General features: G+C 59.1%; 10 protein-coding genes and 2 pseudogenes. 7 read left to right on the forward strand and 5 right to left on the reverse strand.

Annotation, left to right across the window (positions count from 1 at the left end; all coding sequences use genetic code 11):
* Window positions 1–17: 17 nt before the first annotated feature.
* Window positions 18–683: a bifunctional 4-hydroxy-2-oxoglutarate aldolase/2-dehydro-3-deoxy-phosphogluconate aldolase gene (locus CES87_RS07245; protein ID WP_128605583.1), complete on the forward strand. Its 666-nt coding sequence runs from the start codon at window positions 18–20 to the stop codon at window positions 681–683.
* A 178-nt stretch (window positions 684–861) separates the two neighbouring features.
* On the opposite strand, the pseudogene CES87_RS07250 reads toward CES87_RS07245, so the two are convergent.
* Window positions 862–2042, reverse strand: a pseudogene (locus tag CES87_RS07250) (aminotransferase class V-fold PLP-dependent enzyme).
* 31 nt (window positions 2043–2073) lie between these two features.
* Entirely contained in the window at window positions 2074–2310 is a 237-nt protein-coding gene (locus tag CES87_RS07255; protein ID WP_128605584.1) for a DUF3820 family protein, read from the reverse strand.
* Between the two features lie 203 nt (window positions 2311–2513).
* Between CES87_RS07255 and CES87_RS07260 the strand changes: the two genes are divergently transcribed.
* The 4 genes and pseudogenes from CES87_RS07260 to CES87_RS07275 all read left to right on the forward strand — a co-directional run bounded on the left by CES87_RS07260 (window position 2514) and on the right by CES87_RS07275 (window position 6193).
* Entirely contained in the window at window positions 2514–2981 is a 468-nt protein-coding gene (locus CES87_RS07260) for a PA2169 family four-helix-bundle protein (protein ID WP_128605585.1), read from the forward strand.
* Between the two features lie 157 nt (window positions 2982–3138).
* A complete protein-coding gene (locus CES87_RS07265; RefSeq protein ID WP_128605586.1) occupies window positions 3139–5127 on the forward strand; it encodes an FUSC family protein in 1989 nt (662 codons plus the stop codon).
* Window positions 5114–5320 carry a DUF1656 domain-containing protein gene (locus tag CES87_RS07270; RefSeq protein WP_128605587.1) on the forward strand — a complete coding sequence of 69 codons (207 nt, stop codon included), beginning with the start codon at window positions 5114–5116 and terminating at the stop codon, window positions 5318–5320. The genes CES87_RS07265 and CES87_RS07270 overlap by 14 nt, the downstream gene beginning before the upstream one ends.
* Window positions 5321–5330: 10 nt before the next feature.
* A pseudogene (locus CES87_RS07275) lies at window positions 5331–6193 on the forward strand (efflux RND transporter periplasmic adaptor subunit).
* A 48-nt stretch (window positions 6194–6241) separates the two neighbouring features.
* On the opposite strand, the gene CES87_RS07280 reads toward CES87_RS07275, so the two are convergent.
* Both CES87_RS07280 and CES87_RS07285 read right to left on the reverse strand, forming a co-directional pair.
* Window positions 6242–6712, reverse strand: coding sequence for a MaoC family dehydratase (locus CES87_RS07280; protein WP_128605588.1), 471 nt, complete (start codon window positions 6710–6712; stop codon window positions 6242–6244).
* 42 nt (window positions 6713–6754) lie between these two features.
* A complete protein-coding gene (locus CES87_RS07285; protein ID WP_128605589.1) occupies window positions 6755–7699 on the reverse strand; it encodes an alpha/beta hydrolase in 945 nt (314 codons plus the stop codon).
* Between the two features lie 345 nt (window positions 7700–8044).
* Between CES87_RS07285 and fadD2 the strand changes: the two genes are divergently transcribed.
* Window positions 8045–9733, forward strand: a complete 1689-nt coding sequence (gene fadD2, locus CES87_RS07290) for a long-chain-fatty-acid--CoA ligase FadD2 (RefSeq protein ID WP_128605590.1) — start codon at window positions 8045–8047, stop codon at window positions 9731–9733.
* 377 nt (window positions 9734–10110) lie between these two features.
* Entirely contained in the window at window positions 10111–11811 is a 1701-nt protein-coding gene (fadD1, locus tag CES87_RS07295) for a long-chain-fatty-acid--CoA ligase FadD1 (protein WP_128605591.1), read from the forward strand.
* A 164-nt stretch (window positions 11812–11975) separates the two neighbouring features.
* Here fadD1 and CES87_RS07305 read toward each other — a convergent pair whose 3' ends face one another.
* Window positions 11976–12353 carry a hypothetical protein gene (locus CES87_RS07305; protein WP_008032995.1) on the reverse strand — a complete coding sequence of 126 codons (378 nt, stop codon included), beginning with the start codon at window positions 12351–12353 and terminating at the stop codon, window positions 11976–11978.
* Window positions 12354–12358: the final 5 nt, after the last annotated feature.

Below are 12358 nucleotides of genomic sequence, written 5' to 3' on the forward strand. Positions count from 1 at the left end.
GCCAAGGAACAGCCGCTATGACAAACCCATCCCCGACCGTTTCCATGGCGGATAAAGTTGCCCTGATCGACAGCCTCTGCGTCAGGGCGCGGATCCTGCCGGTGATCACCATCGCTCGCGAACAGGACGTGTTGCCGCTGGCCGATGCCCTCGCAGCCGGAGGCCTTACCGCCCTGGAAGTGACCCTGCGTTCGCAGTTCGGCCTCAAGGCCATCCAGATCCTGCGTGAGCAGCGTCCGGAACTGGTGACCGGTGCCGGTACGGTGCTCGATCGCCACATGCTGGCCGCTGCCGAAGCGGCGGGTTCGCAGTTCATCGTCACGCCGGGCATCACTCGCGATCTGCTGGAAGCCAGCGTCGAAAGCCCGATTCCACTGCTGCCGGGCATCAGCAATGCCTCGGGCATCATGGAAGGCTACGGCCTGGGCTATCGCCGCTTCAAGCTGTTCCCGGCGGAAGTCAGTGGTGGCGTCGCGGCCATCAAGGCCCTGGGCGGCCCGTTCGGCGAAGTGAAATTCTGCCCGACCGGCGGCGTAGGTCCGGCCAATATCAAGAGCTACATGGCGCTGAAAAACGTCATGTGCGTGGGCGGTAGCTGGATGCTTGATCCTGAGTGGATCAAGAACGGCGACTGGGCCCGCATTCAGGAATGCACCGCCGAGGCCTTGGCGCTGCTGGACTGATCTTCACCTGACACTCGTTGTGTGTTCTACGGCTTTACGGTGCGCTTGGTCGGTGCACCGTTTTTTTTGCCTGAAAAAGACCTGTAGGAGCGAGGCTTGCCCGCGAAGAACGATGACGCGGTGTGTCTGTTTGACCGCGGCGCCCCCTTCGCGGGCAAGCCTCGCTCCTACAGGGGCATCAGCGCAATTCTGTAAGTGCCGTGACTAGCCGCAGAATGTGCTCGGCGGTGGTGGTCAAGCCAGGGGTGATGCGGATGCACGGGCCGCACGCCGCGCCGCTGCGCACCACGGTGAACAGGTTGTAGTCGCTGAGCAACCGCTCGACCATCGCCTGCTGATCGGCGTGTGCGGTGAAGCGCAGGGAGGTGATGCCGCAGTACAGCCGTGGGTCATCCGGGGTCAAAACTTCAATGCCTGGCAGTTCGCGCGCTGGACGGACCCACAAATTGCGCAGGTAGTTGAGCCGCGCACCCTTGGCGGCGGAACCGCCCATCGCGTGATGCTCCTCAATGACCAGCGGCAAGGTCAGCAGCGCCGGGATATTCGGTGTGCTGTAGGGCGTGCGGGCGCGAATGTCGGTGACCGGGTAATGCATTTCGCCCATGTCCGGGTCGATGTCCGCCAGGCGCTCGGGGCGATATAGAGGAAGCCCAGGGTCAGTGGCGCACCGATCCACTTGTGCAGGTTGTAGGCGGCGAACTCGATGCCCAGTTCATCGAGGTTGAATTCGAACTGGCCCAGTGCATGGGCGCCGTCAAGAATCACATCGATGTCGTGCTCCTTCGCTGCGGCGGCAATAGCCTGCACTGGCATCACCAGACCGGTGCGATGGGTGACGTGGGTCAGGGCCATCAGCTTGAGTCGCGGATAACGCGCGAAGGTTTCACGGTAGGTGGCGAGCAAACTGTCGAAGCTGGCGGGGTGCTGGTGTTCGATCTCGATCACCTCGACACCGCGATGTTTGGCCAGCCAGCGCATGGCGCCCTTGACGGTGTCGTACTCTAGATCGCAGATCAGCACCTGATCACCGGGTTGCAGGCGGTTGTAGTTGCGGATCAACGACTGCAAACCGTCAGAGGCATTGCGGGTGAGGGCGACGGCTTCGGCGGGAACGCCGATCAGCTTGGCCACCAGCGCCTGGATCTTCACGCTCTCGCCCTGTTCGAAGCGTTGACGAACATGAACCGAGTTGCCGCGGTTGATCAGTTCGATGTTGCGCTGATACTCCTCGACCACCGTGCGCGACATGCGCCCGAAGTAACCGTTTTCCAGATTGATCGGGCCGGGCTGGACGTCGTAGCGGTCGGCAAAGGTATGCCAGAAGGCTTCATCACGGGCGCGGCGAGTGTTATCGGGCATGGGCTACTCAATCAGAGGCGGGAAGAGTGAATCAGTGGCGAGGGGCGGGTTTGCCATGTTTGGCGCGCAGCGGTTCGAGTAATTCAGACAGGCCGTTGTGATCGATTTCCTGCATCAGCGCCAGTAGGCCACCCAAGTCACCATGGGGGAAACCTTGCCGGGCGAACCAGTTAAGGTAAGGACCGGGCAAGTCCGCAATGATTCGGCCTTTGTATTTGCCAAAGGGCATTTCGCGGGTTATCAGCAGTTCGAGCTTTTCAGGGTTCATGACTCAGTCGTCTTTATTCAATCGTTTTGGAAAATACAGGCATTCTGCATGCAGGCCAATTGACAGATCATGCAAAAAAAACGGATACAGATTCATTGATTAAATATAACTATCTGAAAAATAACGATTAATTTGTCGACTCGAAGCTGGCATGCGCTCTGCACTGAATAAGGCATCTTTCATCAACCGCAAGGAATTGAAAAATGACCGATATGAACAAAGAAGCGATTTCTGTACTCAACGACCTGATTGAAACCAGCAAAGACGGTCAGGAAGGGTTCAAGACTTGCGCTGAAGACATCAAACACCCTGAACTCAAAACCTTGTTCGTGCAACGCTCGGCTGAATGTGCAACCTCAGCCGCGGAATTGCAGAGTGCGGTGCGTTCGATGGGTGGCGATCCGGAAACTTCCACCAGTGTCAGTGGCGACATGCACCGCCGATGGGTCGATGTGAAGTCGATGTTTACCGGCAAGGATGAAGAGGCTGTGCTGAACGAAGCCGAGCGTGGTGAAGACCATGCAATGAAGGCTTACCGTGAAGCGATGGAAAAAATCAACAAACACAACCTGGTGGGTATTCGTGACATCGTTGAACGTCAGTACCACGGCGTGCAACGTAACCACGATCAGGTAAAAGCCCTGCGTAACCAGGCGCGCGCACGCTCGTAAGCGTTCGTTAGCTGTCAAAAACGCCAGCCAGTCTGGCGTTTTTTTGTGCCTTGGATATAGCACTGGACGGGGTATAGATAGCTAGCTAATAATTTGTTTTTCAAGGTCTTCGGCCTTGGCCGTCTATTGTTAAAACTTCTTTCCATGAGTCCTGTCCGTGCCTATTACTTTTCAGGCTTTGTTCGCGCCTGACCGCCGTGCCTTGCAGTTCGCGATCAAGACCTTGATCGGCGGCGGCCTGGCGCTGTGGCTGGCGTTGCGTTGGGGCCTGGAACAACCGGCCTGGGCATTGATGACCGCGTTTATCGTGGCGCAGCCGTTGTCCGGGATGGTGCTGCAAAAAGGTCTGGCGCGGCTGCTGGGCACCCTGGTCGGGACGATCATGTCGGTGGTGTTCATGGGCGCATTCGCCCAGACACCCTGGCTGTTTCTGTTGGCCCTGGCGTTGTGGCTTGGGTTGTGTACCGCGAGTTCGACCCTGTTGCGTAGCGCGTGGTCCTATTCATTCGTGCTGGCCGGGTACACGGTGGCGATCATTGCCTTGCCGGCCATTACCCATCCGCTGACGGTGTTCGATCAGGCCGTGGCCCGATGCACGGAAATCTGCCTGGGGATTATCTGCGCCACCGCCAGCAGCGCTTTGCTTTGGCCGATGCGTGTCGAACAGCAATTGTCAGTTCAGGCGCGGGCAGCCTGGCAAAGCGGCATGAATGCCGCGCGGGCGACTCTGGCCGGGGACGGTCAGGCACGTAAAGGGTTGCTGGAAATCCTCGGCAGAATCGTCGCGGTGGATGCCCAGCGCGAGCACGCCTGGTTCGAAGGCCGCCGTGGTCGGCAACGTGCGCGGGCGATCAGTGGCTTGAGTCAGAAACTGCTGATGCTGCTGCGCATCGCCCGTTCCGTGCGTCGGCAGTGGAAGCAGTTGGAGCCGCAGGAAGCCACGCAATTGATGCCTTGGATGGACGAGGTTCAGGGCGCATTGAACGGTGCCGATGCCTCGACCCTGCAAGCCTTGCGCCCACGTTTGCTCGACGCTTCCCATGACCCGCACATCAGCTGCGCGCAAAGTTATTGTCTGGTGCGCTTCACCTTGCTGATGGACACCGCCATGGCGGCGAATGCGGCGTTGCAAGCGGTGGAGCAGGGCAGTGAGACGGTCGCGCCACCAACACCCCTGGCACCGCACCGCGACCTGTCGTTGGCCCTGGTGTTCGGTGCGCGCAGCGCGCTGGCGTTTCTGGTGGTCTCGTGTTTCTGGCTGGCGACCGCCTGGCCCGCCGCAGCCGGTGCGCTGGTGCTGACGTGTGTGGTGTGCAGCCTGTTTGCCAGCCGCGAAAACGGCGCGCAGATCGGCATGAGTTTTATGCGCGGGATTTTTCTGGCCATTCCGGCGGCGTTTATCGTCGGGCAGATTCTGCTGCCGCAATGGAGCAGTTTCGCGATGCTCTGCCTGGCCATGGGTGTGCCGTTATTCTTCGGTGCGTTGGGCATGGCCAAGCCGCAGATCGGTGCGACGGCTACTTCGTTCTGTTTGCACTTCATTGTGCTGGTGGCGCCGCTGAACGTGATGAAGTTCGATGTCGCCGTGTTCTTCAATAGCGCGCAAGCCATGGTGGTCGGCGTAGGCGCGGCGGTGCTGGCGTTCCATCTGCTGATCTTGCGCAACCCGGCGTGGCATGGTCGACGATTACTGGCCGCAACGCTCGACGATCTGGTGCGCCTGACCCGGCGCAGTCTGCCCGGCGCCGAGAGCTGGTTCGGCGGGCGCATGGCTGATCGTCTGCTACAACTGGCGCGTCACTATCCGCAGCTTCCGGAGCCAGCGCGCAGTCGCTGGGACGACGGCTTGCTCGGCCTGGACATCGGTGACGAACTGCTGCACCTGCGCTTGAGCCTGGCGGTGGCGCAGTTACCAGTCACCGCGTCGCAACAGCGCTACCTCGAACAGCTTGAAAAAATTTTGCGGCAAGGCCCGGCCGCCAGTCGCGCCGAGGCGTTGGCCGAGCCAAGTGCGGCCTTGCTGCAAACCTTGTACGCCTTGCCCCCCAGCGATGCGGTGAAGCTGGCCCAGGGCGCGGTGCTGCAACTGCAAAACAGCTGGCGTGCCTGGTGCCGTCAGCAGGAGGAAGCTCATGGGCTTGCGTGAGTGGTCGGTGGGCGGCGTGCTGCTCAGCCCGTTTCTGATTTATGTGGTGTTGGCGCTGCTGGTGACCGGCGCCTTGCGCCTGCTGTTGCGCCTGACCCCGGTGGGCCGCTGGATCTGGCATGAAGCGTTATTCGATTGCGCCTTGTACGTCTGTGTATTGACCGTGATCACCGTCGTCCTCGGACCTTTATAAGGAGTTGAACATGCGTACATTCGTACGTGTCGCGGTAACCCTGTGCCTGGTGGCAGTGGCGATTTTTGCCGGTTTTCATCTGTGGCAGTACTACATGCTCACGCCCTGGACCCGCGATGCGCGCATTCGCGCCGATGTGGTGGTGATCGCCCCGGATGTGTCGGGTTGGGTGCGTGAACTCAAGGCCTCTGACAACCAGCAGGTGAAGGCGGGCGACTTGCTCTTGAGCATTGACCGCGACCGCTTCGAAGCTGCGCTGGAAAAGGCGCAAGCAGTGGTGCAAACCCGTCAGCAGCAACTCAATCTGCGCGAGCGCGAAGCCAGCCGTCGTGCCAGTCTCGGGCCGCAAGCGATCAGCGCCGAACTGCGCGAGAACGCCCAAATCAACGCCGGCATCGCCCGCGGTGAACTGCGCGAAGCCCAGGCCGAAGCCAAGGCCGCCGAGATCAACCTGGCCCGCAGTCAAGTCCACGCCCCTCGCAACGGGCACATCACCAATCTGCGTCTGGCCGAAGGTAATTACGTGAATGCCGGGCAATCGGTAATGGCCTTGATCGACGATTCGACTTTCTACGTGCAGGCGTACTTCGAAGAAACCAAACTGCCGCGGATTCGCGTCGGCGACCCGGTGAAAGTCTGGTTGATGAGCGCCGGGGATGCGTTGCAGGGCCACGTTGAAAGCATCAGCCGCGGGATCACCGATCGCAATACCACGCCGGACGGCCAACTGCTGGCGGAGGTGGAGCCGACGTTCAACTGGGTCCGGCTCGCGCAACGGATTCCGGTGCGGATCAAGCTGGACAAGGTGCCCGAAGGGATCAATTTAAGTTCGGGATGACGGCGAGTGTGCAGGTGCAGGAGGGGGAGCACTGAGACTGATGATCGTTCCCACGCGGAGCGTGGGAACGATTAGCGGGAGGATCAGCCGATGCTGATTGCCGGCAGCTCGGTCAGCGTCACGCTCTGCTGTTTGCGCGGCGCGAGGATTTCCGCCTCGCCATCCACCACCAACTCATCGCGCTGGTTGAACACACGAGTGGCAATGCGCACGCGGAATTTCGGCAGTTTTTCGAGGATTTCCAGACGCACCGTCAGGGTGTCGCCAATTTTCACCGGCTTCTGAAAACTCATCTGCTGACCGAGGTAGATAGTGCCCGGCCCAGGCAACTCGCAGGCGACCGCGGCACTGATCAGCGCGCCGCTGAACATGCCGTGGGCGATGCGTTCCTTGAACATGGTGCTGGCGGCGTATTCGGCGTCCAGGTGCACCGGGTTGTGGTCTCCCGACATCGCGGCGAACAACTGAATGTCGCGCTCTTCGACCGTCTTGCTGAAGCTGGCGGTCTGGCCGACTTCGAGAGCTGCGTATGGGGTGTTGGTAACCTGGGTCATCTGTCTCAATTCCTGTGACGAATAAAAAGATTCACAAAAAAACTATTCGGTTCGGTGTGGCCGGGGATTGCTCAGTGTCTGGTTGATCCAGGTCAGCACATCGGCGGTCACTTCATCGCGGTTGGTTTCGTTGAACAGTTCGTGCCGCGCCTGCGGGTAAATGGTCAGTTGCAGGCTCCGGTTGCCAGCCTCGCGCAAGGCGCCGGCCAGATCCTTCAGACGTTTGCCTTCGCTCACCGGATCACATTCGCCGCCGATTACCAGCAGCGGCAGGCCCGGATCGATCTGGGCGAGATTGGACGCTTTGCTGATTTGCTGCAACCCACCGAGCAAATCGATCCACAGCTGATTGGTGCAACGAAAGCCGCAGAGCGGGTCGTTTGCGTACAGATCGACTTCCGTCGGATCGCGGCTGAGCCAGTCGAAACGGGTACGCGCCGGTTTGAATTGTTTATTGAACGAGCCGAATGACAACCATTCGATCAGCGCGCTGCGCCCTTTGAGGCCCTGGCGCAGGCGTTCGAAACGGGCAATTTGGCGTGCCGCGCGATAAAGGGCCACGGGCTGAAAGTTCGAGCCGCTGAGAATGGCGCCGTGCAGGCTGGCGCTGTGATGCAGAAGATACGCCTGGGCGATGTAGCTGCCCATGCTGTGGCCCAGTAACACGATCGGCGCGCCGGGATGTTGCTGGCCGAGGTGCTGGTTGAGGCACGCCAGATCACCGACCACTTTGGCCCAACCGCCTTCATCGGCGAAATGTCCGAGTGTCCCGTTTTCGGCAGTTTTGCCATGTCCGCGCATATCCGGGGCGTACACACCGTAGCCCTGATCACAGATTTTTTCCGCCAGACGCGCGTATCGGCCGCTGTGTTCCGCCATGCCGTGAGCCAGCAGAATCACTGCCTTGGGGCTGCCTGCGGGCAGCCACTGGTTGACGAAAAGACGGGTGCGGTCACTAGTAGTCAGCCAGAACGTATCGTGGATCATCGCGATTCCTTTGCTGGGGGCCGTTGCCTGTGTAGGAGCGAGTTTGCTCGCGATGGTCGTGAACGATAACGCGTACAACCTGATGTTTAGTGGTGCCCCTGGTTTTTTCGCGAGCAAGCTCGCTCCTACAGTGAGCCGATTGCATTGTATAGCGCATCCTTCGTTGAGCGTCTGATCAGGCCGCGCCGCGGCAGCAAGATTCACACGATCTATGACGCACATGCGCATATTTGCCTGATTCGCCATAGCTGCTAGTGTCCGTGAAGCTCCGCTTTTCGGTTGTTTTTTTTTAAGAAATGACAGAAAAGCGGCCCCGGATAGGTTCAGGTAAAGAGGACAAGAACAATGCAACCTGATTTCTGGAATGACAAACGCCCGGCCGGCGTGCCCTTGGACATTGATGTCGCTGAGTACAAGTCGGTTATCGAGGTGTTCGAGCGTTCCTGCAAGAAGTTTGCTGATCGCCCGGCGTTCAGCAACATGGGTGTCACCCTGACCTACGCCGAACTGGAACGCTACAGCGCAGCGTTCGCCGGTTACCTGAAAGCCCACACCGATCTGGTACCGGGGGACCGCATCGCTGTGCAGATGCCCAATGTCCTGCAATACCCGATCGCGGTGTTCGGCGCCTTGCGCGCCGGGCTGATCGTGGTCAACACCAACCCGCTATACACCGCGCGGGAGATGCGTCATCAGTTCAAGGATTGCGGCGCCCGGGCGCTGGTGTACCTCAACATGTTCGGGCAGAAAGTCCAGGAAGTGCTGCCTGACACCGACATCCAGTACTTGATCGAAGCGAAGATGGGCGACCTGATGCCCGCCGCCAAAGGCTGGCTGGTCAATACGCTGGTGAACAAGGTCAAGAAAATGATCCCGGCCTATTCCTTGCCGCAGGCCATTTCCTTCAAGAGTGCCTTGCGCCTGGGCAAAGGGCAGGGGATCAAATCGCTGAATGCCGGCCTCAATGACATCGCCGTGCTGCAATACACCGGTGGCACCACTGGTCTGGCCAAGGGCGCGATGCTGACCCATGGCAATTTGGTGGCCAACATGCAACAAGCGCGGGCCTGCCTCCGTCAGTTTGCCAGCGACGGCCAGCCGCTGCTGCGCGAAGGGCAGGAGATCATGATTGCTCCGCTGCCGCTGTACCATATCTATGCCTTCACGGCCAATTGTATGTGCATGATGGTGACCGGCAACCACAACGTGCTGATCACCAATCCTCGGGACATCGGCGGCTTTATCAAGGAGCTGAAAAACTGGCGATTTTCGGCGCTGTTGGGGCTTAACACGCTGTTCGTTGCGCTAATGGATCACCCAGACTTCAAGACCCTGGATTTCTCCAACCTCAAGCTCACCAACTCCGGCGGCACCGCGCTGGTCAAGGCCACTGCCGAGCGTTGGGCGCAACTGACCGGCTGCCGGATCACCGAAGGTTACGGCCTGACCGAAACCTCGCCGGTGGCCTGCACCAACCCCTACGGCAATCAATCGCGCCTCGGCACGGTCGGCCTGCCGGTGCCAGGCACCACGCTCAAGGTCATCAACGATGAAGGGCTCGAGCAGCCATTGGGCGAGCGTGGCGAGTTGTGCATCAAAGGCCCGCAGATCATGAAGGGCTACTGGCAGAAGCCCGAAGCGACCGACGAAGTGCTGGATGCCGAGGGCTGGTTCAAGTCCGGCGACATTGCGGTGATCGACCCGGATGGGTTCGTGCGCATCGTCGATCGCAAGAAAGACATGATCATCGTCTCGGGTTTCAACGTGTACCCGAACGAAATTGAGGACGTGGTCATGGCTCACCCGAAAGTCGCCAATTGTGCGGTCATCGGCGTGCCGGACGAGCGTTCGGGCGAGGCGGTGAAGCTGTTCGTGGTGGCTCGTGAGACTGGTGTCAGCCTTGAAGAGCTCAAGGCCTACTGCAAGGAAAACTTCACGGCGTACAAAGTGCCCAAGCACATCGTGTTGCGTGAGTCGTTGCCAATGACGCCGGTGGGCAAGATTCTGCGGCGGGAGTTGCGCGATATCGCGTAATCATTGAATGGCCGATCCCTGTAGGAGCGAGCTTGCTCGCGATGGACGTTAACGGTAACGCGCCCTGTCTGGATGATCGCGTTGTCCGGACGTTTTTCGCGAGCAAGCTCGCTCCTACAGTTTTGACAAGCCCCGATTTTCGGGGCTTTCAGAGATGTATAGAATCTTTGCTCTAAAATGACTGCTTGTCATTCTTGAGTCACAAATGTGACCGTACAGGCCGATTTTGGCTCTGGTCGACCCTATTTAAAGCTGCTACTCTCGGCGCGTTTTGTGACTTCTCGGCCTAAAAAAAGCCAGACTCACCAATAGACAAACACCAATAATAATCGCATCAAATGCGGTGCTGAATTCGCGTTGTTGAGGAGTGGGCTTCCATGAACGAAGACTTTTGGAAGGATAAGTACCCAGCTGGAATTGCTGCCGACATCAATCCAGACGAGTACCCGAATATTCAGGCAGTGTTAAAGCAATCCTGCCAACGCTTCGCCAACAAACCGGCATTCAGCAACCTGGGCAAGACAATCACCTACGGTGAGCTGTACGAATTGTCCGGTGCCTTTGCCGCCTACCTGCAACAGCATACCGATTTGCAGCCGGGCGATCGAATCGCCGTGCAACTGCCCAACGTGCTGCAGTACCCGGTTGCCGTCTTCGGTGCGATCCGCGCCGGGTTGATCGTGGTCAACACCAACCCGTTGTACACCGCGCGGGAAATGGAGCACCAGTTCAACGACTCCGGTGCCAAGGCCCTGATCTGCCTGGCCAACATGGCGCACCTGGCTGAGACCGTCGTGCCGAAAACCGGGGTCAAGCACGTGATCGTCACCGAAGTGGCGGACCTGCTGCCACCGCTCAAGCGTCTGCTGATCAACAGCGTGATCAAGTACGTGAAGAAGATGGTGCCGGCGTATCACTTGCCAAAAGCCGTCAAGTTCAACGACGTGTTGAGCAAGGGCCACGGTCAGCCAGTGACTGAGGCCAACCCGGCGAGCAGCGATGTCGCAGTGCTGCAATACACCGGCGGCACAACCGGCGTGGCCAAGGGCGCGATGCTGACCCATCGCAACCTGGTGGCGAACATGCTGCAGTGCAAGGCGCTGATGGGCTCTAACCTCAATGAAGGCTGCGAGATCTTGATCACGCCGCTGCCGCTGTACCACATCTATGCCTTCACCTTTCATTGCATGGCGATGATGTTGATCGGCAACCACAACATCCTGATCAGCAACCCGCGCGATTTGCCGGCGATGGTCAAGGAACTGTCGAAGTGGAAGTTCAGCGGTTTCGTTGGCCTCAACACCTTGTTTGTGGCCCTGTGCAACAACGAAGGCTTCCGCCAGCTGGATTTCTCAGCGCTGAAAGTCACCCTGTCCGGGGGCATGGCCCTGCAACTGGCAGCGGCCGAGCGCTGGAAGGCAGTTACCGGTTGCGCGATCTGCGAAGGTTACGGCATGACTGAAACCAGCCCGGTGGCCACGGTGAACCCGATCCAGAACATCCAGATCGGCACCATCGGCATTCCCGTGCCATCGACCCTGTGCAAAGTCATCAATGATGCCGGTGTCGAGCAACCGATGGGTGATATCGGCGAGCTGTGTGTGAAAGGTCCGCAGGTCATGAAGGGCTACTGGCAGCGCCAGGAAGCCACCGATGAAATCCTCGACAGCGAAGGCTGGTTGAAAACCGGTGATATCGCGCTGATCCAGCCGGATGGCTACATGCGCATTGTCGATCGCAAGAAAGACATGATTCTGGTCTCCGGATTCAATGTGTACCCCAATGAACTGGAAGACGTGCTGGCGACCCTGCCGGGCGTGCTGCAATGCGCGGCCATTGGCATTCCGGACGAAAAGTCGGGCGAAGCGATCAAGATTTTCATCGTCGCTAAACCTGGCGTGACCCTGACCAAGGAACAGGTGATGGAGCATATGCGCGCCAACGTCACCGGGTACAAGGTTCCGCGCTCGGTGGAGTTCCGCGATGCACTGCCGACCACCAATGTCGGCAAGATTTTGCGTCGCGAGTTGCGCGATGAAGAGTTGAAGAAGATCAACGCGAAGAAAACCACCGCGTAATCAAACAAGAAGCCCCGCAGATGCGGGGCTTTCTTTTACCAGATCGTTCCCACGCTCTGCGTGGTAACGCATCCCGGGACGCTCTGCGTCCCAGAATCGGACGCAGAGCGTCCGGGGCGGCATTCCCACGCAGAGCGTGGGAACGATCAGTGTGGGAATGGTGGTTATTGGCGAAACGGCGCGAAGTTGACGTTGGTGCCCGCCGGGCGCATGTCCTGTAAGTATGAGTCCTTGTCGGCGCTCAGTTCCAGACTCAGGGCGGCCTTGCGCTTGCCCTGGTTACGCACCACCAGGCCTTCGAGTTTCTCACGCAGGAATACCGTTGGCACTTTCAAGTGCAGCAGTTCGTCGGTATCCGGGGTGTGCATCAGCAGGTGAATCCACTCGTACTGACCAATGGCCAGGCGCGCCACCGGGAGGTCAAACCACCAGATGTTGCGGTTGCGGTTCAATTCGGCGAAATGGCAGTTGTTGACGCCAAGCACAGCACCGCCAAGTTCCTGGTTTCTGCGGGCAATGGCCTGCTTTTTATCGAGTTTCATAACAT

The sequence above is a fragment of the Pseudomonas sp. ERMR1:02 genome, assembly GCF_002277815.1.
Classification (GTDB): Bacteria; Pseudomonadota; Gammaproteobacteria; order Pseudomonadales; family Pseudomonadaceae; genus Aquipseudomonas.